Source organism: Bacillus sp. GC_Bacil_1, assembly GCF_026540675.1.
Classification (GTDB): Bacteria; Bacillota; Bacilli; order Bacillales; family Bacillaceae_G; genus Bacillus_A; species Bacillus_A cereus.
The window spans coordinates 1-26,965 of record NZ_JALNUG010000022.1; the positions used below are offsets into that span (position 1 = coordinate 1).

Genomic DNA, 26,965 nt, shown 5'->3' on the forward strand with positions numbered 1-26,965 from the left:
AAATCTCCGAATCCCTATTGAAATATTTAATAATGGAGCGTTCTCACCACCGCGGGTTATGCATTCGAATCGATATACATAGGAGAAAAAATCTTGTGTTTTTTCATCTTTTATCGGCCCTGACATCGCCTCACAAATATTTTGTGATCTAAGAGGGGAAAAATAGATTTCTTCTTCATTTGTATTTTCTAAATATATAGGACGCTCACAAAAAATATGTGAGATTAAAGCGGGCACCCACTTAGAATACGTTTCATTATCATGTAGTACTGGCAAATTAGAAATCAAATCGGATTGCCATTCATATTTTGGTGGTTCTACTAATCTATTTGGTTTCCAATCATGAATAATCTCATACCAACTTTGAAAAATATAATCGAGCTGCTCTTGTCTAATAGGTTCTTTCGATACAATCCATGGTGTATTTTCATTTAATACGTACGGGTTATGCTGAATAAACAATATATCCGAAAACATATCATACAATCTTTCATTCAAACGTTTCAACTTACTCGTTAATAAAAATGTCTTATAATGTATCTCTACGATGTCCAGCCATTCAATAGGAAAGTATATAAATGATACCTTTTCATTTAAAAGGGGTTCTACTATATTTTCAAATGTTAGCAGCCTTAATTTTTTCATAAAATGATTCCTTCCTTTCTTCAGTTGTCTTGATTATCAAAAAGCTAGAACAATAGTTACTTAATCTCATCCATTTAAACCAAGTATTTAAAAGAAACGTAAAAACTGTTTATCTACATAAATTATTATCAAACCGACTCTTTTAAAAATTCAAAGTAATTATCATGTATAACACCTCTATTATATTTGAATTTCGATACATTCGAATTATACATTACACTTAATGCATTGTACTTATCATTTACAATATCTTTACAAAAAAACCAAAAAAGAACACCTTAATTCGGTGCCCTTTTTACAAATATCAACCTTTATGTAATTGAACATATAGATAACAGTAATCCCCCAAATGAAATTGCTCCTAGTAAACCTACTACAACTCCTGTTAGACAAATACAATCAGCAAGACAAATAGAAGACTGCGATAATGGAACAAATGACCTACTTGTACTCGAACCATATTGTTTTATTTTCTCATAATTCACATCTAACATTAGATGTAAACATGTTACACCATCCTCAATAGTATGTAGAGGTTCTTTTTCTAATCGCTCCAATAATTTACTATCAAAAGCAACTGATAGAGGATACTGCTTATCTAATTTCATATTTTGATAAATTAGTTGCAAACGAGATAATATATTGTTTTTCTTCTTTTCAGATGTTACTGTACATTTCATTTTATTAAATTCATTTAATAACAGTGTCAATTCATCTCTTTTTCCGTATAAATCTTTAGCTATTTTTCTCTTTAGTTTATACGAATGGATAATAGATTTTAGTTCAATCATATTCATACACTTCCTAATTACATATTATTTACCCGATTATTTTATAGATAAACAGTACTTTTTAATCTTATTTAAATTACACTCAAGCATCTTCATTTACTATCGATTAACATTACATTAACCTTACAAAGTTGTAATAAATTCATTAGCTAGAAGAAATCAATCCCTAAACCAGACAGATATTTGATGATAAAACCATAAGAAAAAAGCAATGATTAGATTTTAAATCTAGTCATTGCTTTATCCATCACCTCTTGATTACACCTATATATCTTATTGTTACTCTTTCACTTGAATGATTGAATATATCCATTAATAATGGCTATATTCTTTGTCGGCACGTACATATATAAAACTAATGTTTTTTAATTGATAAGGTGAAACTTTAATTAGCCCTCACCAATTGGGCTTTTATGGGTAGTCCGCCATCTAACTTCTCTTTGCTCCCGCTGAATTTTTTTAGGGTCTTACTGCCCTGCAAATAGCAGGATAAATGCAATCAATATTCATACGTTATAATAGTATCAGTAGTACCACTAAAACCATCAAAACAGTTAGAGCAACCACCACAACCACCACAACCTCCACAACCTCCGCAACCAAAACAACCGAAGCAACCAATACAACGGAATCCACCACAACGGAATCCGCCACAACGACCTCCACCACAACCACCACAACGACCACAACCGCCACAGCGACGAGCAGCATCTTCAATATAGTAATATGGATATTGGTTTTGCTGGTCCCAATAGACAATATTTCCAGACCGGTAATCATTAAGACTTAACGCTTGTAGTTCTTGTTGAAACTGATTCATTTTCATAACCTCCGTTTATAAAATACAACCTCATTGATGCTTCCCTATATTTCTGTTCGTTACATCTAAGTAAAAATAGTGCTATAAACTAAGTTCAATACGTACACCAACAAAGTATGACTTATCACTAAATGATGCACCTTGTTCATATACCTATTTTTGCTATGGGCTCATTTTTATAAAGTGAAACTTTAATCAGTGGGGGGGAGTTCATCCCCCGCTGATTATTAGTCCTCACCAATCAGGCTTTTACGAACAGCCCGTTAATGCGGGATAAATAAAAATTAAAAAATATGAATTCTAGCGTCATATCTTCATACCTACTAAATTCAATTAATTTCTCAATAATTATGTTGTCATATCCTATATATTTCCGTCTGCCGCTTAGATTTTTCTGTACTGTAAATGCCTTTCACTATAACACCTCCAAGTAACCGGTTTCTATGACAGATAAGAAATTCCTACAAAGAAAAAAGCCCTTATTAGGGCTTTTCATTCTATTTCTCCAGCAAAACTCTCTATGAAATTCCTAATAGAAAAAAGACACACTTAGATTGATGCGTCTTTTTGTGATGCCTCTTTTGTGAAATCATATAAAGCAATTGCGCCTAAAAGAACAAGTATACCTTGAGGAACATCTAGTAAAATGGTTTTCCAAATTTCTGGAATTACCCATTTAATATCTGCTGCTGTTTCAAGATATGTTTGGAAATAGCTGATTGTGAAATTAATTATCCCTAAAAATACAAACAACGATAAACCAAATCGAATTAATTTCTTATTTGTAAACATATAACACCTCTCAAAATTCATTGGATATTCCTGCTTTTGCTTCTTTATATTTCTATATCTTTATATCTAATTTTAACACATAAAGAACTCAAAAAAATACGATATGCATATTTGCATATCGTATTAACCACACTCCATGATAATTTAGAAATTCCTGCAAAGAAAAAACAACTCCGTTACAGCTAACAGCTCAGGTTTCTTTTCTTATTTAACTTCATACCACCAACATTAACGTTCTTTGATTGTAAAATAAATGTGACAGAAGTTTATCCAGTTAATGCGTAGACAAGTAAATGAGCTAAATTATCGATATTCTATTTCGCCATATCCGTAGCACTAATGACTTTACGCAAATTTGACAAGAAAAAATATATAGATAGGTATGATCCGTACCTATCTATAACATTACTTCTATTCTTTATCCAATTACGTCTTTTACGTCTGTATCCACTGCCCACTTTTCTAATGTATAAGCCATTTCCCAAAATGAATATTCATATTGACTGCTAATAATAAAATGCTGTTTCATACGTTTGCGGTCTGCCTCTGTTACTTTTTCAGCGATAGTATCTAAACGTGTAATTTGTTCTTCAACTAGCGTACGGAACCAATCAGATCCATAAGCAGAAATCCATTCGTTATAAATTGGCTCTTCCGGCTGGCACTCTTTTAAGCGTTCGCCAATTTCATAATACAACCAATAGCAAGGTAAAATTACTGCAATGATATCTCCTAAATGCCCTTCATACGCAGCACGATACATATGTGAAGTATACGCATATGCAGTTGGCGCAGGAATAAAATTATCTTTTTCTTCTTTTGTTATCCCTAGCTTTTTAGCAAAATTCTCATGTAAAGATAACTCGGCCTCATATGTATTTTGAGCATGATGTGCCATACGAGCTGTCGTCTCTAATTCAAGAGCTTTTGCAGCTCCTAAAGTTTGTACTCTAGCAAAATGACTCAAATAATATGAATCTTGAAGCACATAATAGCGAAAACTAGCTAAATCTAATGTTCCTTCACCAAGTTTTTTTACAAAAGGATGGTTAAAACTCGCTTCCCAAATTGAATCTACTTCTTTACGTAATGATTGTGAAAAAGTCATTTAAATCCCTCCAATAATGTATAAAATATAAGTATTTATCCACAATTATTAAAGCTGTAAAATAAAAAAACTTTCTTTACAGGCGTAAAGAAAGTGAAATTGACAGTATTTATTTACTCATTAAATAGCAACGTCTTTCCCACTTCCCTACGCTGGCATTAACCAGATCAGGTACTAAGAGTCTCAAAATCACATTTGATCTCAGCCTATAAAAGGCTCCCCTAGTGGATAAATATTTTGTTTTTATAATGTATTCATCATAGCATACTTCGTGAAACTGTCAAAAGAATTAGTTATATAATCTCCTTAAAACCCTTCTTCATTTCTAACTTTTAATGATGTTTCAATAATTATATCTAATAGTTTGCTATAACTAATTCCCGCTGCTTCTGCACTTTTGGGCAATAGGCTTGATTGTGTCATCCCTGGTAATGTATTAATTTCCATTACATATGGAATTCCGTCCTTCACCATCATATCAACTCTTGCATAAACACTACATTTTAATGCTTTATAACAAGTCAGTGAAGCTTTATTTACACGTTCATTAATTTCTGCTGGAAGTTCGATAACTTCCTCAACTGTACTAGTATCATCATATTTTGCATTGTAATCAAAGAACTCGGCTGCATGTCGAATTGAAACTATAGGTAACTGTTTTCCATCCAGAATAGAACATGTAATTTCATCACCTTTTATATACTTCTCAATTACTACTTCAGAATCCCATTCGAATACAGTTTCTAGCATTGAGATCAATTCATTTTTATTGTAAACGATTTTCACCCCGACACTCGATCCGCCAGAGTTTGGTTTTACCACTAATGGAAATCCTAACTTATCTAACTCATCAAGATTTAGATCCTCCATTTTTGTAAGTTCAATCCAATCTGGTGTTTCTACACCTTCATAACGTAAAATCTTTTTCGAAATATTTTTATCCATACATATACTGCTAGATAACATATTACTTCCGCTATAAGGAATCCCTAAACTCTCCAGTGTTCCTTGAACTGTCCCATCTTCTCCGTATTTTCCGTGTAATGCGAGCAATGCAAAGTCAATGTCTTTCGCTTTTTCAATTAAATCCATTTTTTCGTTTAATGTAATTGGAACTATTTCATACTTATTTTTATCTAAATGAGCAATCATTTCATTCCCCGTCATAATTGAAACTTGTTTTTCAGACGATACCCCGCCCATAATAACACCGATTTTCATTTTCTCAACTCCAAATTTCATTTTTTAATGTATCACCAATTATTTTAATTCCCCGAACTATTTCTTCTTCTTTCAAGCGCGAAAACCCTAATCGGAAAGTGTTTGCTCCTTCTCCATCAGAGTAAAAAACATCTCCAGGTGAAAACGTAACGCCTTTCTCATAACACTTTTGTAAAAGTGTGCGGGCATTCATATGCTCTTCTAGCTCTATAAATAAATGAAGTCCACCATCTCCAGTCATTCTTTTAAAAGGAATGTACTGGTTACATGCCCCGACAGCTAACTCATATTTTTTCTTATAAACAGATCTTGCCTTTTTTAAATATTTTTCAAAATATCCCTCATGTAAATATTGAAACAGAACAGCTTGATCTAGCGTAGATGTGTGAATCGTTCTTGCTCTTTTTACGCTTTCTAAATAATGAATCAGCTCTTTATCTGCAATAATCCAGCCTACACGTAAACCAGGGAAAAGCACCTTTGAAAAGCTACTAATATAAATCACATTATTGCCAGCTCCCGCAAAAGTTAATAATGGAGCTAAATGTGAACCTGAATAACGTAATTCTTCATTAAATCCGTCCTCTATAATAGGAACCTTGTATTTTGAGAATAACCTCATCAATTCCGTTCTTTTCTCTGAACTCGTAACAATACCGGTTGGATTATGATAAGAAGGAATTAAATAAGCAAAATCAAAATCTTTTTCACGCAAACTTTTTTCAACTTCATTCGTATCAATACCATCCTCATGCATATCAATCCCATGAACTTCAAGTCCATGTAAACGGAAAAGCTTAAGTGCAGCATGGTGAGTTGGATTCTCACAAATGACACGACCGGATTTTTTTGATAAAGAAGAGAGTACAATATCCAATCCTTCTGTAAATCCATTTGTAATTAGAATATCTTTATTCGAAATGTCTACACCTTTCATTTCCATGTAATGAAGTAAATAATTCATTAACGGTTTATATCCCTTTGCATATCCGTAGTTCAATACGATGTCCCCTTCAATGGACATACGAGTAAGAAAAGCTCTTTTGAAATTTTCAACATCAAATAGCTTCTCATCCGGGGCTATACTATTAAAAACAATCATTCCCTTTTCCCAACGAACACCATGTTTCATTAAATCTAATTCGTCCGCTAATGCGGTCACTGTATTAAGTTTATTTTTCCAATCTATTTCAACAGACGAAGTGTTAGATATATCCACCTTCGCAACAAAGTTCCCTTTTCCTTTAACTGCATAAATGAGTCCTTCTTGCTCTAAATCTGCATAAGCAGCGAGTACAGTGTTTCTACTCACACTTAGTAATTCACTTAGTTCCCTTGTTGATGGGATTTTTTGATCCCCGAGCAAATGCCCTTTCATAATCATCTTTTTCAAATAGTCTTTTAATTGAATATAAACGGGACGATCTTTAACAACTTTAAAATCCTTAAACAATTCCTTACCCCCTGCAATCATTTTTGCATATTTATTTCATTCTCAAAAGGTCCACGACATATGTATTTTTTATAAAGGGCGGTACGGTCTTACAAATCTTTTCGATATAAGTTAATTACATCTTTTAAAGCTGCAGCTGCTGCGCCTCGTGGATTAGAAGCCCCGCCAATTGTAGTAACTTGCCCCATCGTATCTGTAAAGAACGTAATTCCTTTTTCGGTCCCATTTACTTTTGCTAACGGATGATCTTTTTCTATTTCGCACGGTTCAACATTTAAATTCACATTGCCACCCTCATCCTTATATATTGATGCTATTAATTTAATAATTTTATGTTGTTTCTTAGCATTTTGTATTTGCTGTTTTGTAACGTGCTCGATTCCTTTTATATGTATATCAGTAAGTGTTTTCTCTGTTTCCATTAAGCTGTTAGTCAAAAGTAACAATTTACACGCACTATCTGAACCACTTATATCTAATATAGGGTTTGTCTCAGCAATCCCTTTATTTTGTGCTTCTTTCAGCGCTTCTTCAAATGTCATATCTTCCTCATACATTTTCGTAAGAATATAATTAGTTGTTCCATTTAATATTCCTTCTATTTTATCAATACTGCAACCGGCTAAACTAAATTGTCCAATATCTAGTGTCGGTAGTGCAGCGGCTGTTGCACCGCTATATCGAATTCGTACATTTGCGCCTCTTGCTGCTTCATTTATTTCTCTCCAGTTTGTAACGAGCGCACCTTTAGAAATTGCTACTATATCCATCTGTTTCTCAATCGCTTGTTTCATATATTGTTTCCCTGGATTTCCATCTTTAAGATTTGTAACCGTTGATTCTACCAATACAGTACCACTTATGCTAGTTATTGCACGTTCCTTCGGATGATACTCTAAATATTTTTCAATTGCAGCGGTACCGCCACCATACATCAATAAATGATGAAGAGATAAGCCTTCTTCATTATGTATTGCAATATTTCTCCCTAATACGCCACTTACAACTAATTGAATCCCATATGTTTCATATATATATGAATATTTTTCATTTAATAATTTTATAAACTCTCTGCCTACTGTTCCGTATCCTGATAATACAACTTGAATTTTCATAATATCCCCCCATATTTTTCTACCAAATCCCTCTTTCAATATAATATAAAGCGCTCTCGAATTCCATCGAGAGCGCTTTATTATTACCTATTTCGGTAAACGTGATAGCTTTTCAGCAATTGTTCTATAAAACTCTTGAATGCTAGAAAAACCTAACGAGTCTGAAACACTTAACCCTACCATGTCGAGATGGTCCCAATTCGCTTTCGTTTCGATATGATTCCATTTTCCAACCTGTAATGACTCATTATTATTTACAGCAACATTAGAAGATGGTGCAATCATGGAATTTGTATTTACTACACCATCATTTTGCCACCAAGAAGTATCAACTAACGGACGGTTTTCTTCATATCTCGCATAAGAACCTAAGAAAAACGCATTCCCCATCAACACTTTATTCATCGTTATATGAGGTAAATGTAAACCTGTTATAGGTGCTGCTTGTGATGCATGTCCACTATAGGATAAGTAATACACATCCGGTTGTGTCTTTACCCAATTATTTAACTCCTTTGCACCATCTGTACTTAAATCCCATTGACTTATATCTTTTGTATTTTTCCAAAGTGAACTATTTAGAATACGATTACTATATTGGAAAAAGGACTCTCCAGCATTCTTCTTTATACCCCATTGATCCAATTTGAAATCATATAACGATAAATTATTGTTTCCTCCGAAGCTTGCAGTTGTAATGAGTAAATCTTTAACGAACGGTAGCAGAAGACTCCCATCCGCAAGTGTTGTACCGTTGTGAGGGGTTGCTAATGTTGTAACACTATGAACATATGATTTTCCGCCTTCAAATAGTGGTGATATTTTGGTGTTTGGGTGATTTTTCACATAATTCTTTTCTTCAAAACTGCCTTCTTTTAATAGCTGTACTAATGTTCTAATCGTTTGTCCACCCATGCTATGTCCAACTAAATGAACTTTATTTGTTTCAGTCCAATTCGGTGCAAAACCACTATAAGTTCTGCCAAAACGATTATGTCCATGTTTCTCAGCATGTACGGCACCATAGTCTACTGTCCCACCGTTAATTTGTGCATACAATTCACATGCACGATCCCAGTTACTAGAAACAGGTCCAACAGCAGCGGTATGTACCGTATAACCATTTCGTTTCAAATCTTCCTGTATATCATGAACACCACCCCAATATTTTACGCCCAGCATTTCTTCCCTACCCCATCCAGCAAATCCATTCACCAATATGATAGGATAATTATTTTGTTGCCTTTCTTCAGCGTATGATATTTTCGCTGCGAATGAACATACGGTCACTAATGCGAAAAAACATATTTTTAAAAATAACTTCCCCATACTTTCTCCCCCTAATAAAACGTTTACATTTTTCTTTTCGAAAAATTAACAGAATAATTTAATAACTTAAACATAATGTAAAGTATTTTATATACGTTGTATATATAGAAAACATATACAAATGTTGATAAATATTAATTCAAGTTAACATTTACTTTTTACAATATAACTTGTAAATCTATTTATTTAGATTTATAATTAGATATAGTTTCCTCATGTTAAAAAGATTTAAAAACCATAAGAAAACTAATCTCATTGCTTCAAAAAGGAGGAAAAAACATGCAAATCGGATCAAATATTCATACATTATCTCAACCTACTAAAATAACTCCATCTACTCTTGAGCATAATACTATCTCTTCTACTAAACTTGAAAGTAAGAAAGTAAATGATCCTATCAAGTTTGATATTCGTTCATCTGAAAAAGAAATGAAACAGCCTGAGCATAAATTTAATGAATTAGATTTATGGAAGATGTTAAAGGATAAAGGTGTTCCTTTATGGATCATCCTTGAAATGCTACAAAAGGCTCGTAAAGAAAAAGAAGCCCAAAATAATTCAGTTCAAAATTCAAATGCGATTGAGGAAACAAACGAGACTCGATTAAATGAAGTAATGTAAAGCATAATAATTGATTTGTCTATAAACTAAAAAGAGTTCGAAGCTGATAAACTTTCTATCAACCTCGAACTCTTTTTTAAGACTTTTCTCCGATCGTTACAAACTGAACTGATACTTTCTCTTTAAAACCTTCAATTAGCTTTCTTACTTTTACTTTTTCATTAATTAATGTATTATCTGTCGACATTTTAGGTTTTTCATCACCTAACGACTTTTTTAAATGTAGAAGTTGCATATTCGTTTCATTCGCTTTTATTTCTTTATACACACTATTTTTCGCCACAATGATATACCATAGTGCTCCATAGTCACGTTTATTGCCAAGCCAAGCATCACTATCATATGCAACTGGTATCTCTTTTCCTTCTATTTTAATACTTTTAATATTCTTTTCTTCTTCATTTATATATAGTAGTGAGCTTTCTTTTGGAAAATTAGGTAACGTATCTACCAGTTTGGAAAGGGCTCCTTGGTCACGTTTACGAAAAATCTTTGCTTTAATCATCGCTTGTGCAGTAGATTCATTTAATATTAATACCTTTCCTTTTTCAAATTCCCCTGTTTTCACTGGGAAAATTTCATGTTCTTTCGTATTTTCCTTATAACGATTCATAATTGCTCCAGTATGATTCTCATCTCCAATGATTAATACACCGTTAGCTGGAAATAATTCTTCACTTTTAGCACATGCACTTAAACTAATTAAAATTAATATACATAATATGAAAATTGATAATGTTTTTTTCATTACAATTCCTTTCATAACTCATATTGTTTTTTTACATGCTTTTCTGCAATGTTACTTGCTGATGTTCTCTACTGTTCCATAGTTTTATAAAGCTTTTGTAGGTAACGCCAACGAGTGATAAAGAAGTATAAAACTTGTATACATATAAATGAAATTAAAATGGCGATAGAGCTATTTATGATAGAAAAGTCGACTAATTGTTGTAATGCCATATAAGCGACTACAGTATGAATCACTGCAACGACAATTGGTAAAAAGAACATTAATAATAACTGCCTCGTTACAACCTTTTTCAACTCACCTTTACTTAATCCCATTTTCGAAATCATTTTATATTGCTGTTGATCGCGATCTAAATCTGTATATAATCGGAAATAAATAAAACTAGCGGCGAATGTAAAGAAGACGATTCCGACTAAAATACTTACCATAAGTAATAAACCATTCTTTTGCTTTGCTTCCAACAAGTTTAATGTTAAAGCTTCAAAGTAGAAATCTCTGTCCCTAAGATCTTTATCAAATATACTCTTTAATTGATTGGAAATCTCTTTCGTTTTTATCCAATCATCTACAACAAATCCGTAAGTACGATATGAAATTTCTTCATTAACTGGGTCACTAGTAAGAGGCATTCCATCATATACTTGATCTTGAACAGCGATATAAATAGTTCTAGAATCATGTGGTAAAACTAAATTTTCTACAGCTTTTTTCACATGAAATGTCTTTGTCCAATCACCTTGAATGACTTCTATATCCTTTTTATACTCGCCATTTTTAAATTCTTGTTTTTGTGATACAACTCCAGGGATTAATAAAATTTCATCTTCTTTTTCAATGGTTTCTTGTTGATAGCCTAGTGCTTTAGCAAGATCGTTGTATTCACTTAACTTCATTACATTTACGCTATTTTCTGTGTATATATATGAAGATGAAGCCATTCGATACGGAATATTAGCATCAGAAAGGTGTTTTTTTATAATAGAAAGATTTTTATTCAATACTTTGTCATTTTCCAAACTTCCATACAAAAATGTATACGGATTTGTCATCCTTACCAAATCCCTATTTCCAATTGCGGCTGTTGTACCAATTGCTGTAAATGCAACTGCTGAAACAATAGATACTATAAAAAACATCGTTGCATTATCTTTCATACGGTAAATTAATTCTGAAAATGTTAATATATTTGTTCTCTTTAAAAAGAAAGATTCTCTCCTTTTAGCAAGGTGCAATATATAAACGCTACACTGAGTATATAAAAAGTACGTTCCTATAATTACTAGAAGCACACCTATTCCAAGCGTAATAAAATTGGTACTTGGTATAAAGCGAAATACTGAAAAATATCCATACCCTATACTAATTAAAGAAAGTATCGATAATAAAACTGAAGATTTCGGTTCAGGTTTTGGCTTTTCCTCTGCTCGAATAAGTTCCACAAGTTCCGTTACTTTTATCATTTTAAATGTAAATAATGAAACAATTAAAAACAAGAAAAGAAATGTAATAACTGTTAATAATACAGCTCGGACTGGTATATAAAAAGGTAAACCATTATTAATCATTAATACACTTGCACTTATCAATAAGACTAGTTTAGAAAATATGAGTCCAATGAAAATCCCTATACAAATTGAACCCAGTCCAATCAACATATTTTCAATTAATAATAATTTCTTAAGCTGTCTCATTGACATACCTTGCATCATTAAAATGCCAAATTCTTTCTTACGCGTCTTTAAAAACGAACTAACTGAATATAAAATAAAGAAAAATGAAAATACAAAAATCAATCCTTGCGAAACTGAAAATCCCAATGTACCAAATGCACTTATTGTTGCACTTGTCGATTTCAACTCACCTTGTAAATCAGGATGAAATAATAAAAGAGCATACGTAAAGAAAATCATAATAGAAAATGCACTACTTAAAAAATGGGCAGCATATGTACGCTTATTGCGAAAAATATTATTAAATGCGAACTGACGAAAAGTCATGCCTTTTTCCTCCTAACAAAGAAAGGACATCCATAATCTTTTGATAAAAAGTTTGCCTACTTTCACCACAATAAATTTCGTTATATAGTTGACCATCTTTAATAAAGATTACTCGGCTGCAAAAGCTCGCTGCATACGGATCATGTGTAACTAACATCATCGTTGCTTTTTCTTCTTTATTTAGAGTATCAAGCATCTCCATTACATCATTTGAAGATTTAGAGTCCAAGTTCCCTGTTGGTTCATCTGCAAGTAATAATTGCGGCTTATGAACGATCGCACGAGCGATTGCTGTTCTTTGAGCTTGTCCCCCTGATATTTCAAACGTTCTTTTACTCAATATATCAGTAATGTTTAACTTCTTTGCAATCTCTTCTACTCGTTTATTCATTTCTTGGACGGAAACACCATCTAAAGTCATCGGCAATACGATGTTTTCTTTTACAGTAAGTGTGCTAAGAAGATTAAATGATTGAAATACAAATCCTAATTGTTTTCTGCGGAATAACGCTAATTCTTCTGATGATAATTGAAAAGGATTTGTACCATTAATAAATATTTCTCCCGATGATGGAGAATCAATAGTAGATACCATATTTAATAACGTTGTTTTCCCACTACCTGACGGGCCCATAATTCCTACAAATTCACCTTCTTGAATTGATAAATCAATATCTACTAATGCTTTATAAGGTACTTTCCCTTTATATACTTTACTAATACTATTTGCCTGCAAAATTTCCATTTATATTCTCCCTTCATTTCCACTGCTCACTATAGAGTGTAAATGAATTGTCTTACAGCTCATATTGATTCACCTTTCATTTATCTTACACGCTTGTAAGATTTCTAAAAAAACTGATAACAAACCTATTTTCAAATCTATAAACAAAGCATATCTATCTTATAATATTTGCATATTGGTTAGAATTACAATGCTATTTTCTAATCTTTATTTTATTAATAAGAAAAGACCGATTTTTTTATCGGTCTTTTTACTTTCAAATATTATATTTTAACTATTGTATGTAGTTGAAGCATATTTGAGTTACCCATTAAATACTATTTCACTTTATAATAACCTCTGCAAAAAAAATGAGTGCTTCGGTTTCATTGCAATCAAAAACGAATTGTAAATATCTGAGGCGGAAATGAATGCGTTTATCCAACATATAAATAATAAAATTGATTTAATATTTCCTGATACAAAGAACGATATCATGGCAGGAACTACTGATAATACAATTATAGGCAAGCTCATAAAGACCCAAAATCTCGTTTTGGGTAAGACTGCATTTGTATTTAACCAAAAAAATCTTTTACTAAATGTTAAGCTAATATCCCCTTTTTTACTTATTACTAAAATGTGTAGACATTCGTGAATGATGAAGACTAACATACCTATTATGATAAGATAAAATATATTAATATGAGTGAAACCTGTTTCAAAAAAATAAGGTATTATAAAAATGATTATCTGAAGTAAATATACAAACTTCATATAATGTTTTCGGTACCAATTATTCTGTATAAAAGGAGTCCATTCTGAAAAATCCATACTTATTTGTGGCAAGTGACGAAACCAAATTATAATATGTGTTCCCCTCCCTCATTTAAACTAATTCCTGGCTTATAGATTTAATCTACCTACTAGCACTCAACCGTAAGTTTTATATGTAGCTCTTTAATAGACTTACCAGCAATTTTTGTTGACTAAGACTAAATGCTTCTTTATACCGCCCACTTTTCCCTTCCATTTTTTAAGTAATTGATTTGTAGAATGATTTGAGTAAGAAATTTGTATTATCATTGATACATAAATTCGACAAAATATTCCAATCACCTTTTCATAAATGATTTTCAACTGGATATCCCATGTACAGCTTGATTTCCCTATTTTGTTGAAAAGCAATTCCTTCAAGAAGTCATTACAATTGTACCTTTCTTATGTCAGCAGGTATAAAGTGAAACTTTAATCAGTGGGGGTTTTACTGCCCGGTAATGCGGGATAAAATGAATATAAAAAAGCTTAGAGTTTTAGCTCTAAGCTTTTTTATGATTTCGTATTAATTCCTTTTACTGCACAATATTTTTTATCCATTCAGATTTACTCAATACATAATGATTATATAGTTGATTTGCTATCTTGTGTTCACTCAAATAAGTAAACCCGCATTTTTTAATAACTTTATTTGATGGTACATTGTTAATTAAAGTAATTGCGTTAAGGACAATTAAATTTGTTTCTTTAAACAAATAGTCAATTAAGCCTTTGGTCGCTTTTGTAGCATAGCCATGATTTTGATGTTTATTTGAGATAGCATACATTATCTCTCTGTTTGGTGAAGGGAGTTCTTCTTTCATGCCTGTGCAGCACCATCCAATGCATTCATTTGTAGCTTCCTTAAATATTCCTAGCTTTAACATATGATTATCTATGTTATTCGTAGTTTTCACTGCCTCAAGAAATGCTTTGTTTGCTGGTATTTCATAATTTGCAATCCAATCCACCCTTTGTTCTTTCGTCGATTTCCAGTCTGGTAAAAACTTTTCTATTTCCGGTTGATTGGCTATTTTATAAATACTTTCTGCATCTTTGACCATAAACCCTTGCAAGTATATATCTCCACAATCTATTCTAAATAACTTAGTTGAACTCTCTTCTCCCATGTTAATTCCCCTTACTTACGTTATAACGCCTTTATCTGCTTCGTAAGTTCTATAAATCGTTCATCAAGTTCTTTATATTCTTTGTCGTTAGAAGTTAAAAAGCATAATTTCCCTAATACTTCTTGTCTCTCTGTTTCTAACGTTAAACGTAGCTCTTCAATATTATCTCTTGTTTTAGTAGGTTCTTCTAGCTGCTTTTGTATCGTATTGTTTAAAAACACGAGTTTTATGTTAGTTGTTTTCTCTAGAAAATATCGATCGTGAGAAACAATTATTAATGTTCCGTTATACTCAGCTAATGTATTTTCAAGTTGTTCACGTGAAGGTAGATCCAAGTGATTCGTCGGTTCATCTAAAATGAGTACATCTTTTTCATCTAAAATATAAGCCATTAGCTTACATTTTACTCTTTCTCCCATACTCATATGCTCAATCGGCTCTTTCCATTGAGAAGCTTGGAACCCTAAATGTTTCATTAAATTTTGGACTTTTCCTCTTTCTTCAAATGTCTCTTTAAAAAATAAATCTTCTGGCGTTTTGTCCAGTGGCAAATCAAAAACCTCTTGTGTTAAATAACCGATGTTTGCAGATGGTGAAATCCATATTTCTCCTTCAGCAGTTTCCGCTCCCATAATCATCTTCAGTAATGTTGTTTTCCCGCTACCGTTTGGTCCAACAATTGCAACTTTCTCACCGTGCTGAATTGTAAAATTAACGTTTTCAAATAATGCTTTTCCATTAAATTCTTTTTTTAATTGCTTTACTTCTAAAAAGCGTTTTCCTACTTTTTTACTCGCTTGAATAGAGAACTCAATTGAATACTCTTCTTTCACACGTTCTACTTTCGTTTTCTCCAGCTCTTTTTCGAGACGTTTTCTTTTTGACTTCACTTGCGCATCCATTCGTTTCGCTTTTACACGATAAAACTCTTTAAAACTTTCTTGTTTTGTAGACTGCGCGTGTGCCTTTTGTGACCATGAACTTAATTCTTTTATATGTGTTTCTACTTGTTCTATCTTTTTTTGCTGCTTTTCATATTCTCGCTGCTGCGACTTCCTTCTTTGCTCACGTGCTTTCATGTAGCTTGTATAATTACCACTATGGTCAATTAATTTTTTTTCCTCAATTGACCATATTTTTGTTGCGACAACATCTAAAAAATATCGATCATGCGATACAATGATAACTGTACCTTTCATATTTTTTATTTGTTTAATGAGAAATTCCGTACTCATTTCATCTAAATGATTTGTCGGTTCGTCTAATATTAAGACATTAGGATTTTTAGCAAATCCTTTTGCTAATCGAATTTTTAACTTTTCACCACCACTTAAAGTATGAAAATCGTTCGTTGGCACGCCCCATTTCGCAAGCAGTTCTGCTTCTTTTGCAATTACATCGTTACTAATAAAAGATTCTATTTCTTGCTCAACATATGCGGTTGTCATATTCATTTGCTGCCATTCAACAATCCCTTTTGAAGGCTCAATCTTTCCATTTATTAATCGAAGTAACGTTGATTTACCAGCACCGTTTTTACCAATTAATCCGATAACATCCCCTTGTTTTACTGTCACATTCATTTTCTCTAACAACATATTTTCTTTTATTTCAACATAAACATCATTTAATTTTAATAGTTCTTTCATAATACCGATCCCTTTCATTAAGGGAGAATAAAAAAATCCTCCCAAATAAATTTGGCAGGATTAGTCGTTAAAATATTTACACCCAAATAAGCTATTACGCAACATAAATAGCAATACCGTTGTATGGAAATCGGGCAGACTAATCCTATTTTTTAGAAATTGAAATTTATTGAATTTCAACATTTAAAAATAAGATTAGTTAATCATCGTCCACCCATCATTCCTTTCCCTCATTAGTAACCATATTGTACCATAATAGTACTGTATGAGTAAATGCAATTATTTGTGCTGCTAAAAAAGATTGCTTTCTTTTAAGGTCTATTCATTATTTCTTCACTTCATATCGAACAAGTATCAGCCACATTTGTTGTACTACTTGCTTTAGCTTTCCCTAGCAATAAAATTGTAAGCATTCCCTCTTATATAAATTTTATATAAATTCATCATAAATCATATATTATACATACTAAATTTCAGTTCTTATAATAAAGGTATCATTTTTAAGGGGTGGTTCTACAATGGAATTTAGTAAACTAGGAAACAGTGGATTAACAGTAAGTAAAATCGCATACGGGAACTGGATAAACCATGGTGGAAAAGTAAACGAAGATACTGCAAATGATTGTGTAAAAGCCGCACTAGATGTTGGAATTACAACGTTCGATACTGCTGATGTTTATTCGGACACGATAGCTGAGGAAGTACTTGGCCGATCTTTGCAAGGTATACGCCGAGAAAGTATAGAACTATGTACAAAAGTATGCCATCCGACCGGTCCTGGAAAAAATGATCGTGGATTATCAAGAAAACATATTATAGAAAATTGTAATGCATCGTTAAAACGATTACAGACAGACTATATCGATATTTATTATGCACATAGATTTGATATAACAACTCCTCTTGAGGAAACAATGTTAGCTTTCTCAGATCTTGTAAGACAAGGTAAGGTTCTCTATTTAGGCGTAAGCGAATGGACATCAGAACAAATTACCCGTGGTGTAGCACTTGCACGCGAATTGAACATTCCATTTATCGCTAGCCAACCTCAATATTCGATGTTATGGCGAGTTATTGAAACTGATGTGATTCCAACATGTCAACGTGAGGGACTTGGCCAAATCGTATGGTCGCCACTTGCACAAGGTATTCTTACAGGAAAATATCAACCTGGTAAACCATTACCAAATCAATCGCGTGCTAACTCCGATGCTGGAAAACCGTTTTTTGACAAACTCGTGCAACGTTGGATGAGTGATGATGTGCTTACCGCTATCCAGGAAATTAAACCTATCGCACAAGAAATTAACCTTACCTTATCTCAACTCGCAGTTGCTTGGGTATTACAAAATCCAGCTGTTTCTTCTGCAATTATTGGTGCTTCAAATCCGGAACAAATAAGAGAAAATGTAATTGCTTCTAGTGTTAAATTGCAACCTGAAATTATGGATCAGATTGACAGTGTATTAAAAGGTTTCGCTGAGTATGATACTAGTAAAACAGGTTGAATCATGAGTAAGTTTTATCTATAAATAAACACCCCTTGCCAACTTCCCACAGCCCATCCTATAAAGATGGGCTGTGGGAAGTCATATAAACCTCTCTAACAACTGTTAAAAAGTTCTTTAACACGACAGACTTTTCATCCTTCCTCCATCCAGCATATAAATTTATTTCCGGTGTATTTTCTAGAATATCTTTATACATCACTCCTGATTTTTTATAGCTTTCCACCGAGGATGGAACGACAGAAATCCCCATTCCAGCTGCAACTAAGTTTACAATCGTTTGCATTTGAACTGCTTCTTGAACAATATTTAAACTTACCCCATATTTCCAAAAGTAACTAATAATTAAATCATAAAAATTTGTACCGAAATGACGAGGAAATAAAATGAATGGTTCCTCCACTAATGATTTGATTGAAATATTAGGTAACGAAACGAAAGGGTGATTTTCATGCAAAACCAACTTTAAACACTCTTCAGAACAAACTTCAGAAGATAATATTTCATTATTTTGCTCCGAACGAATAAATCCAATATGAATTTGTTTTTCGTAAAGCGCTTTTATTTGTTGGTCTGTTGTCATCTCACGTAATATGAGCTGAATTTTTGGAAAACGTTCTCGAAATGTTTTTAATATGCCTATAACTGTTTCTGTAGAATCGACAAAACCGATGATTAAATGCCCGATTTTCCCTTCATCTGCAAGCTGTGTTTCTTTAATCGTTCTATCTACTTGAAGTAATGTTTGCCTAGCACCTTCTAAAAAGACTTTCCCCGCCTCGGTAAGCTCAACCATCCTTTTTGTCCGGTGAAAAAGTTGAACTCCTAATTCTTCTTCCAATTTTCGAATTTCTTGACTTAAAGGCGGTTGTGCCATCATAAGACGCTCTGCTGCACGACTAAAGTTTAATTCTTCTGCCACCGTTATGAAATATTTCATTTTACGAATATCCATTTCAAGCCTCCTATCATTCGCAACTTCTATAAGATTCTATTTTTATTATAAAAAATGGTTCATGTATGTAGTCTTACATTTATTCTTATTGGGTTCATTTTGCCTCTCTTATCTATAGAATATTTCATTCTCCAATGTTATCAAGGGTACAAAACAAGGCTAAAAAACTTATCTCCAAAGTTCTTTAGCCTTGTTTACTTTTTACACATTAAAAAATATTACTCGCACTACCGTACCTTTACCAACTTCTGAATGGATTTCCACACTATGTCCTAATTGTTTTGTAATTTCATATACAAGATATAGCCCCATTCCTGTTGATTCTTTAAAATCTCTACCGTTTTCTCCTGTAAAGAAAGGTTTGAATACTCTTGGTAAATCTTGCTTCGGTATACCTACGCCATTATCAGCAATTTCAAGTATAACGGTATTACCTTCCTTACAAGCTTTCATTTTAATCTTTTCTCTACTACCTGATGAATACTTAATCGCATTCGATAGTATTTGTCCGATTAAAAACTTTAACCATTTCACATCACTTTCTACAGTAATGTCCTTATCAATTTCAAGCTCTGGATATACAAAATTCCGTATAAAGAAACGTTTATGTTCATGTACCGAATCATTCACTATTTTATGTAGTTGTACCCTTTCTACATAAAAATCTTGTGTGAACGCTTCTAATCGTGCGACATATAGAGCCATTTCCAATCCCTTTTTTAATCGGTCTGTTTCCTCATTTATACTTTCAAAACGTGAATCTACTTCATCCTGTGTAATTAATTCTATTACAGATAAAGGTGTTTTCATTTGATGGATCCACTGATTCATAAAGGTTAAATGGTCATTATTTTTTCTCTCTTGCATTTGCAGCTGATTTTGATAATGTCTATATTGCACCTCAAGTAATTCTTGAAGAGCAGCCGATACAGCTGCAAAATCAGATTTTTGAACAGATTCATCCAAAGATTGCATGGGGTTTGCTAAGCGCTCATAAAAAGAACGATGTGTAAAATAACGAAACATTAAATAACTTCCCATAAAGAAAACACCTAGAAACATTGCATATAACGCCGTTGTAATATGATTATGCCCATCAAACCAATATACGAGAAATATAGCTAGTAGTTGAATTATGGTAAAGCAAATAAGTGGTATATGATCACGTATAAACAACCTTATCATTTTTCTATACCAGTATCCCAAGTAATATGCAATCTATATCCAACACTACGAATCGTTTCAATCGCACCTTCTATATGTAACATTTGTAACTTTTTACGCACACGTGTTGTATTTACACTTAATGTATTATCATCAACATAAGATTCACTATCCCATAATTTATTAAGTAACACTTCTCTACTCACAACACGCGGATAATTTTTCATTAATGTCTCTAATAAAATAGCTTCGTTTCTCGTTATATCAATCTCGTCATTTCTAAGTTTCAATACAAGTCTTTCAGGATATAAACAAAGGCCATGTTGCTCAATCATTCGCTCTTCTAGTTTCGGTGCATAATCTCCATATGCACGTCTTAAATGACTACGAATTTTCGCCACTACAACTTCATAATGAAAAGGCTTCGGAATAAAATCATCGCCACCGTTTTCTAACGCCATAACTTGATCCATCGTGCCTTCACGGGCCGAAATGAATAGTATCGGACATGTTGAAACTCCGCGAATTTGACGACACCAAAAGTACCCATCAAAACTCGGTAAATTAATATCTAATAAAACTAACTCTGGTTGTTCTTCTAAAAAAATGTTTAATACATTTTGAAAGTCCGATACAATAACTCCTTGATAACCATATTTCGCAACATGTGTCGATAATAGTTCTGCAATTTTCATATCGTCTTCTACAATCATAATTTTGACCATTATTGAACTCCTTTTTAATCCGCAATCTCAAATATACTTATATAGAATAAATACTACCTCTTTTCACAAAATCCGTAAATTAAAAAAGGATGCTTTTATACAAAAGTATCCTTTTTCGTCCCTTATCTATTTAATATGAAATTTACTAAAAATGAATCCTAGTTTCTCCACATAATCCATTCCTAGTTCCATACGCGCTGTTTTCAGCGGATCCACAACTTGGCAAACTTTTAAATTACCTGCTGCCGATAATAAAAGCGTTGCATCAGCTTTAGACATTGCTAATTCTTCATGTAAAAATGTCACCATATTACGTACAGCACGATTTGCTGCATCATCTAACAATTTCTCTGAAGCAATCGTCATCATTTTTTCTTTTTGAATAGCCATTGGTAATGGCCATTGTTTTCCTTTTATAATTTGAACTGTTACCGTTACCTCACCAGCAACCTCTACACCACTAACACCAATTTCACCATCACCCATTGCTGCGTGTAAATCACCTAATGCTAATAGTGCTCCTGGGACATTAACTGGTAGTAGTAATATTGTTCCTTCTTTAATTTCTTTACAGTCCATATTCCCGCCGTGATCATGCGGTGTGCCACATGAAATGCTCTCTTCTTTCGGTGCAGTACCAATTACCCCAATCATTGGATTAATCGGGATTTGTAGTTCACTTGAAAACAAAACATATTCATTATGTATTGGGACAATTTTCACTGTATTTTCATTTAACTCATCACCCATTACACCAAGGTTTGCACCTGTAGTTAAAACGCCCTGCTCTGCAATTTCAATTTTTTCAATCGTTACGACTAATATATCGCCAGGTTCTGCTCCTTTAACATATACAGGTCCAGTCGCTGGATTAATTCGGTTCCAATCTAATTCTTGAAACACAACATCTTCAGAATCGATTTGATTTTCAAAGCAATCATATGTTTCAAATACAAGACTGCTCCCAATTTCTACTTCCATACACGGCTTATTTTCTGGTGACATTGAGTAAATGATATGGTCTTTATGAATTCGATACATAATACCTCTCCCTTTTATATTTATCTACTATTACTAATTAGCTTTTTTTATACAAGCTCCTCTTAAAATTAAATGTTATTTTTAAGTAAAAAAGCACGCAGATTGTTTTATAACATACACTCTTTACTATAACAGAAAGGTGGTATCACTATGCCCCTTATTCCATACAACGAAAGTGATGTTGATTTACTAGCTCGATTAATTCGTGCTGAAGCTGAAGGCGAAGGTCGCCAAGGTGAGGAGTTAGTTGGATGCGTTGTAGTAAACCGTGTATTTTGTGATTGCTTAGATTTTAAACAACTCCGTACCGTACGAGACGCTGTATATCAAAGCCCCGGCGGATTTGAAGCAGTACAATATGGATATTTTTATCAACGCGCTCGTGAATCAGAAAAAGAACTCGCACGAAAAGTTTTACAAGGTCAATGGCGCTGGCCTGCACGATGGGCTCTTTGGTATTTCCGTCCAGTTGGAGCTTGTCCACCTGAATGGTATAATCAGCCATTTGTAGGACAGTTTAAAAGCCATTGTTTTTATGAACCAAGTGGTGATGAATGTCCGAAAATGTATTCACGATAGTAAAATTTGCAACGCAAGTACTTAGAAATTTTGGTACTTACGTTGCTTTTAACTGTGTTTTAGAAATCTAATAGTGTGACGAATTTTTCTATGCCTACTACATGTATTAATAATGGTATACGAGGACCATTTGATTGATTCATAATGAGCTTATATATAATAGTGAATAATTGTTTTTGATTTTCTTTCATTATTTTTTTATTTTCATGATGACAAATCGCATATAATTGCTCCATTAAGTTAGAGTAATCTTTATTAGAACGAAGTATTTTACAAACTTCTACTAGCCATTCTTTCTGCCTTTCATCTAATGTGTAGTAAAACTCTGCATTTTTCTCCTGATTTACCGCGATTAATTTTTCAGATTGAAAGTTTCTTATCCAATACTCTGCGCGATTACTTATCGCTCTCATTTCATCTAATGCATAGCTCCTATCTATTTTCTTTAATATCCCCTGTAAAATAGTTGAATCAAAATTTAATAATGGTAACGTTCCTGCTACTTGATTAAATTTCGGATATTCTTTAAACTCACTATCAACTCTAGAGATTTTAATTGCATCAAATAAATCTTCATTTTTGAGCGTTTTATTTTCATAACTATCTTTCAATCGCTCATACTCTGTATAATTACGAATCACATCTTCATCCAACCCAATATGAAAAGCAGCGCCTGGTTTGTATTTTGCAAACATAAAGAGAATTACTTCTGGTATATACACTTTCAATAAATCGCTTGGTGTAATACTATTCCCTGAAGAACTAGACATTTTTTCATGATTCCCTTTAATACCAATAAAATCGTAAGAAACGTAATGAGGCGCTTCTCGATTGAATATTTTCCTTGCAATTTCTTTTGATACATTATAACTACCCGTTTCTGATGAATGATCTCTACCGCCCGGTTCAAAAATAACATCCTCTATCATCCATCTCATCGGCCAATCGATTTTCCAGTTTAGTTTCATTTTATTTGTATTTAATACGGATAACTCTTTTTCATTTCCGCATTCACATTCATACCGCACTGTTTTTAATACTTCATTAAAATGTGTAATAGTTGTTGTATCTTTTCCGCACCTCTCACAATATAATGTAGCTGGATAAAAGCTCTCTCGCTCTTCTTCACTACACTCTCCAGTTTTAAAACCCATTAAAATATCATATATTTCTTTTCGTTTATACAAGGCCTCTAATATATTTTCGTTATATCTTCCGCTTCTATATTCATCATGTTGATAAATAAATTCTACTTCAATTCCAAATGCTTGAAGCGATTTTTCAAACTCTTTTTCAAAATGCTCCGCATACGAGTTATGACATCCATACGGATCTGGAATATCACAGTATGGCATACCAATATACTTTGCAAAAGATGGATCAATATTTTTTGGAACTTTTCTAAACCTATCATAATCATCCCACGAAAATATAAAACGAGTCTTTTTCCCTAAATCTTGAAGTGCTCTTACTACGAAATAAGTCGTTACGATTTCACGAAAGTTCCCAATATGAACAGAACCTGACGGACTAATTCCAGATGCACAAACAAACATTTCTTTATTTGGATGTTTCCTAATTAATTCATGTGCTACTTCATACGCCCAATGCATATATTACTCACCTCAATTATTTTTTGTTTCTCATTTCCAGTTTTATGCAACAAAAAAACTCCCACCCCCAAGATTATTCATCTTGAGGACGAGAGTTGTTAGCTTCGCGGTACCACCTCAGTTTGTTAATATGTCACCATATTAACCTCTTCAGGTACGGCAAAATATGCTTATACCCTATCTCTATAACGGGAGAACCCGTCGCACCATCCCTAAATAAATTAGTTCCTTGCGCAGCTCCAAGTCTTTTTTCATTAAGATGTATACCGCTCTTTCTCAGCTACCAGAGCTCTCTGTACGTATTCTTTCTTAACTACTCTTCTCTTCTATGCCTTAAATATTAGTTTTTTAATATGATAATTTATAACACTTTTATTGTCAAACTTTTCCGAATCGAAATCGTAAAATTATCTAAAAAATTTCTTTATCGCTTCTAATTGAATTTTGTGGCTACACTCATCACAACAATATGCCCCTTTTGGTTTCTCTTTAAATCGCTTATATTTTTCACTACCTTCGTAAACACGAAATATATTCTTACAAGAAAAGCAAACAATCTCATAAAACATCATATGCATTTTCCCCTCCGTGTTTATAAACCTTTTAATCACTTGAGAAGATTAGTTTTCTAGAGCACAAATCATAATATCCTCTGACTAAAAGGTTTACCTCTATTCTTATCGAATTATATTAATATCTTATAACGCGAGGTGAACATCTTGTTCAGTAATATAGACTTAGCTTTAAATGTTAAAGCAAGTTTAGCTGAAGGACCATGTTGGAATGAAAAAAAGCAACTTTTATATTGGGTTGATATTATGGAGAAAAAATTATGCATATATAATCCTACTACCAATACGAACCGAGTAATCGCTCTCAATCAACAAATTGGCTGTGTTGTTCCATATTTAGAGGACATATTACTCTTAGCTATGGAAAACGGCTTTTATTCTATTAATGTGAATACAGAAAAACTGACACATATGTTTGACCCCGAACCTCATTTAATAGAAAATCGTTTTAATGATGAAAAATGTGATCCCGCTGGTCGTTTCTGGGCAGGTACTACAGATACATACGGTATGAATGCTGCAGGTTCCTTATATTGTTTACATAATAATTTGAGTGTAGAGAAAAAAGTTTCACATGTAAATACTTCAAACGGAATCGCTTGGTCACCTGATCATACATACCTTTACTTTATAGATACACCTACTAAAAAAGTGGTTCGCTATCAATATAATATACGTACTGGAGACATTCATAATCCAAGTGATGTAATCATTTTCTCTGAAAATGATGGTCTACCTGATGGTATGACAATTGACGAAGAAGGTTGTTTATGGATTGCACATTGGGGAGGTTCAAAAATAACTAGATGGAATCCCTCTACTGGAGAACAAATATTAAGTATTCCAATTCCTGCGTTATATGTAACATCATGTACATTTGGTGGACCTAACTTAACTGATTTATATGTTACAACAGCCAGAACAAGAATGACGGATGACGAATTAAAACAGTATCCACATGCTGGTGGTATTTTTCGAATTCAAACAAATGTTAAAGGCTGCCCCACCTATTCATTTTGTAATGAAAATATTGGAACTGACACAATATGAACCGTATCGATTACATAAGACAAGAAGAAAAGGAATATCACGATCTTTGCTATGAACAATATAAACTATTTGAAACTGGATCTTGGCTTCACAAGCCGGTTAAAACAGTTATGGATTTAATGGACTACTTTGAAGAGAAAAACAAATTACAAGTGCTTGATCTTGGCTCTGGCGTCGGTAGAAATAGCATTCCAATTGCACAAAAGATTAAAAATGCTAGCGGAACTGTTACATGTGTTGATTTACTTGATTCCGCTTTAACAAAGCTACAAATTTATAGCAAAGAACATGACGTATTCGAGGTTATAAAAACAGAACAAGCAGCAATTGAAAACTATCATATTAGATCTAATACTTATGACTATATCGTTGCAGTATCAAGTTTGGAACATGTCAAATCAGAAGAAGATTTTAAAAATGTACTCCAATCTATGAAAAGAGGTACAAAAAACGGCGGTATTAATTGTTTAATTATTAACTCTAACATACAAGAAATTGATTCAATAACGAATGAAGAATTAGAAGCTTTAATTGAAATTAATCTTTCAACCGAAGAAATGATAAGTGCTTTAAAAAGCATTTATAAAGAATGGAAAAAACTAAAAGTTGAAATAAAGGAATTAGCTTATAATATAGTTCGTAATGAAAGACACGTTCAATTAAAAACAAATGCCATTACGTTTGTCGTTCAGAAATAACACTATAAAAAGTAAGAATATTTCCTCATATATTCATAGGAATACCCTTACCTTTTATTTTGTTATTAGTTTTCGCATCATCTAAAATATAATTTTCA

25 protein-coding genes, 2 pseudogenes, 1 riboswitch and 1 other annotated feature are annotated in these 26,965 nt (G+C 32.9%); of the genes and pseudogenes, 5 read left to right on the forward strand and 22 right to left on the reverse strand.

What is annotated here, in order from left to right:
- The 10 genes and pseudogenes from OXT04_RS25025 to OXT04_RS25070 form a co-directional block, all read right to left on the reverse strand.
- A partial coding sequence (locus OXT04_RS25025) for a pPIWI_RE module domain-containing protein (protein WP_267418348.1) occupies nucleotides 1-645 on the reverse strand: 645 nt, incomplete at its 3' end.
- Between the two features lie 311 nt (nucleotides 646-956).
- Nucleotides 957-1,442 (reverse strand): hypothetical protein, encoded by a 486-nt coding sequence (locus OXT04_RS25030; RefSeq protein WP_002041181.1) that lies wholly within the window; start codon nucleotides 1,440-1,442, stop codon nucleotides 957-959.
- A gap of 209 nt (nucleotides 1,443-1,651) precedes the next feature.
- Nucleotides 1,652-1,783 (reverse strand): annotated as a pseudogene (locus OXT04_RS25035) (site-specific integrase); the annotation flags it as partial.
- A gap of 152 nt (nucleotides 1,784-1,935) precedes the next feature.
- Nucleotides 1,936-2,256 (reverse strand): heterocycloanthracin/sonorensin family bacteriocin, encoded by a 321-nt coding sequence (locus OXT04_RS25040; RefSeq protein ID WP_001071363.1) that lies wholly within the window; start codon nucleotides 2,254-2,256, stop codon nucleotides 1,936-1,938.
- A 549-nt stretch (nucleotides 2,257-2,805) separates the two neighbouring features.
- Complete coding sequence (locus tag OXT04_RS25045) at nucleotides 2,806-3,069, reverse strand: DUF3937 domain-containing protein (protein WP_002082716.1); 264 nt, start codon at nucleotides 3,067-3,069, stop codon at nucleotides 2,806-2,808.
- 397 nt (nucleotides 3,070-3,466) lie between these two features.
- Entirely contained in the window at nucleotides 3,467-4,156 is a 690-nt protein-coding gene (gene tenA / locus OXT04_RS25050) for a thiaminase II (protein WP_000144516.1), read from the reverse strand.
- 127 nt (nucleotides 4,157-4,283) lie between these two features.
- A riboswitch (TPP riboswitch) is annotated at nucleotides 4,284-4,389 on the reverse strand.
- A 73-nt stretch (nucleotides 4,390-4,462) separates the two neighbouring features.
- Nucleotides 4,463-5,377, reverse strand: a complete 915-nt coding sequence (locus tag OXT04_RS25055) for a D-alanine--D-alanine ligase (protein ID WP_002094034.1) — start codon at nucleotides 5,375-5,377, stop codon at nucleotides 4,463-4,465.
- A 4-nt stretch (nucleotides 5,378-5,381) separates the two neighbouring features.
- Complete coding sequence (gene pdxR / locus OXT04_RS25060; protein ID WP_000471607.1) at nucleotides 5,382-6,830, reverse strand: MocR-like pyridoxine biosynthesis transcription factor PdxR; 1,449 nt, start codon at nucleotides 6,828-6,830, stop codon at nucleotides 5,382-5,384.
- Nucleotides 6,831-6,919: 89 nt separating this feature from the next.
- Complete coding sequence (locus OXT04_RS25065; protein ID WP_000701769.1) at nucleotides 6,920-7,945, reverse strand: homoserine dehydrogenase; 1,026 nt, start codon at nucleotides 7,943-7,945, stop codon at nucleotides 6,920-6,922.
- 87 nt (nucleotides 7,946-8,032) lie between these two features.
- Entirely contained in the window at nucleotides 8,033-9,274 is a 1,242-nt protein-coding gene (locus tag OXT04_RS25070) for an esterase/lipase family protein (protein ID WP_000517062.1), read from the reverse strand.
- Between the two features lie 279 nt (nucleotides 9,275-9,553).
- On the opposite strand from OXT04_RS25070, the gene OXT04_RS25075 reads away from it, so the two are divergent.
- A complete protein-coding gene (locus tag OXT04_RS25075; RefSeq protein WP_001165517.1) occupies nucleotides 9,554-9,895 on the forward strand; it encodes a DUF3914 domain-containing protein in 342 nt (113 codons plus the stop codon).
- Nucleotides 9,896-9,971: 76 nt separating this feature from the next.
- Here OXT04_RS25075 and OXT04_RS25080 read toward each other — a convergent pair whose 3' ends face one another.
- The 6 genes and pseudogenes from OXT04_RS25080 to abc-f all read right to left on the reverse strand — a co-directional run bounded on the left by OXT04_RS25080 (nucleotide 9,972) and on the right by abc-f (nucleotide 16,962).
- Nucleotides 9,972-10,643 (reverse strand): lipoprotein BA_5634 family protein, encoded by a 672-nt coding sequence (locus OXT04_RS25080; RefSeq protein ID WP_002094033.1) that lies wholly within the window; start codon nucleotides 10,641-10,643, stop codon nucleotides 9,972-9,974.
- Between the two features lie 68 nt (nucleotides 10,644-10,711).
- On the reverse strand, nucleotides 10,712-12,643 hold the full coding sequence (locus tag OXT04_RS25085) for an ABC transporter permease (RefSeq protein WP_000144151.1): 1,932 nt from the start codon (nucleotides 12,641-12,643) through the stop codon (nucleotides 10,712-10,714).
- On the reverse strand, nucleotides 12,618-13,388 hold the full coding sequence (locus OXT04_RS25090; protein ID WP_000404441.1) for an ABC transporter ATP-binding protein: 771 nt from the start codon (nucleotides 13,386-13,388) through the stop codon (nucleotides 12,618-12,620). The genes OXT04_RS25085 and OXT04_RS25090 overlap by 26 nt, the downstream gene beginning before the upstream one ends.
- A 317-nt stretch (nucleotides 13,389-13,705) precedes the next feature.
- Nucleotides 13,706-14,201, reverse strand: a pseudogene (locus OXT04_RS25095) (DUF3267 domain-containing protein).
- A 518-nt stretch (nucleotides 14,202-14,719) separates the two neighbouring features.
- Nucleotides 14,720-15,313, reverse strand: coding sequence for a GNAT family N-acetyltransferase (locus tag OXT04_RS25100; RefSeq protein WP_000503550.1), 594 nt, complete (start codon nucleotides 15,311-15,313; stop codon nucleotides 14,720-14,722).
- 20 nt (nucleotides 15,314-15,333) lie between these two features.
- Nucleotides 15,334-16,962, reverse strand: coding sequence for a ribosomal protection-like ABC-F family protein (gene abc-f, locus OXT04_RS25105; protein ID WP_267418364.1), 1,629 nt, complete (start codon nucleotides 16,960-16,962; stop codon nucleotides 15,334-15,336).
- Nucleotides 16,963-17,480: 518 nt separating this feature from the next.
- Here abc-f and OXT04_RS25110 point away from each other — a divergent pair.
- Nucleotides 17,481-18,470 carry an aldo/keto reductase family protein gene (locus OXT04_RS25110; RefSeq protein ID WP_267418366.1) on the forward strand — a complete coding sequence of 330 codons (990 nt, stop codon included), beginning with the start codon at nucleotides 17,481-17,483 and terminating at the stop codon, nucleotides 18,468-18,470.
- 58 nt (nucleotides 18,471-18,528) lie between these two features.
- Here OXT04_RS25110 and OXT04_RS25115 read toward each other — a convergent pair whose 3' ends face one another.
- The 4 genes from OXT04_RS25115 to OXT04_RS25130 all read right to left on the reverse strand — a co-directional run bounded on the left by OXT04_RS25115 (nucleotide 18,529) and on the right by OXT04_RS25130 (nucleotide 22,355).
- Complete coding sequence (locus OXT04_RS25115) at nucleotides 18,529-19,425, reverse strand: LysR substrate-binding domain-containing protein (protein ID WP_000354655.1); 897 nt, start codon at nucleotides 19,423-19,425, stop codon at nucleotides 18,529-18,531.
- Between the two features lie 201 nt (nucleotides 19,426-19,626).
- Nucleotides 19,627-20,610, reverse strand: coding sequence for a sensor histidine kinase (locus OXT04_RS25120; RefSeq protein ID WP_267418368.1), 984 nt, complete (start codon nucleotides 20,608-20,610; stop codon nucleotides 19,627-19,629).
- Nucleotides 20,607-21,314, reverse strand: a complete 708-nt coding sequence (locus tag OXT04_RS25125; RefSeq protein ID WP_098236968.1) for a response regulator transcription factor — start codon at nucleotides 21,312-21,314, stop codon at nucleotides 20,607-20,609. The genes OXT04_RS25120 and OXT04_RS25125 overlap by 4 nt, the downstream gene beginning before the upstream one ends.
- Nucleotides 21,315-21,440: 126 nt before the next feature.
- Nucleotides 21,441-22,355: an acetamidase/formamidase family protein gene (locus tag OXT04_RS25130; RefSeq protein ID WP_267418369.1), complete on the reverse strand. Its 915-nt coding sequence runs from the start codon at nucleotides 22,353-22,355 to the stop codon at nucleotides 21,441-21,443.
- 150 nt (nucleotides 22,356-22,505) lie between these two features.
- On the opposite strand from OXT04_RS25130, the gene OXT04_RS25135 reads away from it, so the two are divergent.
- On the forward strand, nucleotides 22,506-22,934 hold the full coding sequence (locus tag OXT04_RS25135) for a cell wall hydrolase (RefSeq protein ID WP_267418370.1): 429 nt from the start codon (nucleotides 22,506-22,508) through the stop codon (nucleotides 22,932-22,934).
- A gap of 59 nt (nucleotides 22,935-22,993) precedes the next feature.
- Here the strand turns inward: OXT04_RS25135 and lysS are convergent, their stop codons facing one another.
- Both lysS and OXT04_RS25145 read right to left on the reverse strand, forming a co-directional pair.
- Complete coding sequence (gene lysS / locus OXT04_RS25140; protein WP_267418371.1) at nucleotides 22,994-24,547, reverse strand: lysine--tRNA ligase; 1,554 nt, start codon at nucleotides 24,545-24,547, stop codon at nucleotides 22,994-22,996.
- An 81-nt stretch (nucleotides 24,548-24,628) separates the two neighbouring features.
- Nucleotides 24,629-24,885: a binding site (T-box leader), on the reverse strand.
- 69 nt (nucleotides 24,886-24,954) lie between these two features.
- Nucleotides 24,955-25,125, reverse strand: a complete 171-nt coding sequence (locus OXT04_RS25145) for a DUF2197 domain-containing protein (protein ID WP_267418372.1) — start codon at nucleotides 25,123-25,125, stop codon at nucleotides 24,955-24,957.
- 141 nt (nucleotides 25,126-25,266) lie between these two features.
- Between OXT04_RS25145 and OXT04_RS25150 the strand changes: the two genes are divergently transcribed.
- On the forward strand, nucleotides 25,267-26,169 hold the full coding sequence (locus tag OXT04_RS25150) for an SMP-30/gluconolactonase/LRE family protein (RefSeq protein ID WP_267418373.1): 903 nt from the start codon (nucleotides 25,267-25,269) through the stop codon (nucleotides 26,167-26,169).
- The gene (locus tag OXT04_RS25155; RefSeq protein ID WP_001079445.1) at nucleotides 26,166-26,867 is read left to right on the forward strand and encodes a class I SAM-dependent methyltransferase; all 702 of its coding nucleotides are present in this window, start codon (nucleotides 26,166-26,168) and stop codon (nucleotides 26,865-26,867) included. The genes OXT04_RS25150 and OXT04_RS25155 overlap by 4 nt, the downstream gene beginning before the upstream one ends.
- Nucleotides 26,868-26,965: the final 98 nt, after the last annotated feature.

Coding starts and splice junctions, on each gene's coding strand:
- abc-f (WP_267418364.1), bottom strand. CDS start 16,962: ATGAAAGAACTATTAAAATTAAATGATGTTTATGTTGAAATAAAAGAA.
- OXT04_RS25115 (WP_000354655.1), bottom strand. CDS start 19,425: ATGGATATTCGTAAAATGAAATATTTCATAACGGTGGCAGAAGAATTA.
- OXT04_RS25080 (WP_002094033.1), bottom strand. CDS start 10,643: ATGAAAAAAACATTATCAATTTTCATATTATGTATATTAATTTTAATT.
- OXT04_RS25065 (WP_000701769.1), bottom strand. CDS start 7,945: ATGAAAATTCAAGTTGTATTATCAGGATACGGAACAGTAGGCAGAGAG.
- OXT04_RS25085 (WP_000144151.1), bottom strand. CDS start 12,643: ATGACTTTTCGTCAGTTCGCATTTAATAATATTTTTCGCAATAAGCGT.
- tenA (WP_000144516.1), bottom strand. CDS start 4,156: ATGACTTTTTCACAATCATTACGTAAAGAAGTAGATTCAATTTGGGAA.
- OXT04_RS25070 (WP_000517062.1), bottom strand. CDS start 9,274: ATGGGGAAGTTATTTTTAAAAATATGTTTTTTCGCATTAGTGACCGTA.
- OXT04_RS25120 (WP_267418368.1), bottom strand. CDS start 20,610: ATGATAAGGTTGTTTATACGTGATCATATACCACTTATTTGCTTTACC.
- OXT04_RS25155 (WP_001079445.1), top strand. CDS start 26,166: ATGAACCGTATCGATTACATAAGACAAGAAGAAAAGGAATATCACGAT.
- OXT04_RS25145 (WP_267418372.1), bottom strand. CDS start 25,125: ATGCATATGATGTTTTATGAGATTGTTTGCTTTTCTTGTAAGAATATA.
- OXT04_RS25075 (WP_001165517.1), top strand. CDS start 9,554: ATGCAAATCGGATCAAATATTCATACATTATCTCAACCTACTAAAATA.
- lysS (WP_267418371.1), bottom strand. CDS start 24,547: ATGCATTGGGCGTATGAAGTAGCACATGAATTAATTAGGAAACATCCA.
- OXT04_RS25110 (WP_267418366.1), top strand. CDS start 17,481: ATGGAATTTAGTAAACTAGGAAACAGTGGATTAACAGTAAGTAAAATC.
- OXT04_RS25030 (WP_002041181.1), bottom strand. CDS start 1,442: ATGAATATGATTGAACTAAAATCTATTATCCATTCGTATAAACTAAAG.
- OXT04_RS25100 (WP_000503550.1), bottom strand. CDS start 15,313: ATGGGAGAAGAGAGTTCAACTAAGTTATTTAGAATAGATTGTGGAGAT.
- OXT04_RS25090 (WP_000404441.1), bottom strand. CDS start 13,388: ATGGAAATTTTGCAGGCAAATAGTATTAGTAAAGTATATAAAGGGAAA.
- OXT04_RS25125 (WP_098236968.1), bottom strand. CDS start 21,314: ATGGTCAAAATTATGATTGTAGAAGACGATATGAAAATTGCAGAACTA.
- OXT04_RS25055 (WP_002094034.1), bottom strand. CDS start 5,377: ATGAAAATCGGTGTTATTATGGGCGGGGTATCGTCTGAAAAACAAGTT.
- OXT04_RS25130 (WP_267418369.1), bottom strand. CDS start 22,355: ATGTATCGAATTCATAAAGACCATATCATTTACTCAATGTCACCAGAA.
- OXT04_RS25045 (WP_002082716.1), bottom strand. CDS start 3,069: ATGAATTTTGAGAGGTGTTATATGTTTACAAATAAGAAATTAATTCGA.
- OXT04_RS25135 (WP_267418370.1), top strand. CDS start 22,506: ATGCCCCTTATTCCATACAACGAAAGTGATGTTGATTTACTAGCTCGA.
- OXT04_RS25040 (WP_001071363.1), bottom strand. CDS start 2,256: ATGAATCAGTTTCAACAAGAACTACAAGCGTTAAGTCTTAATGATTAC.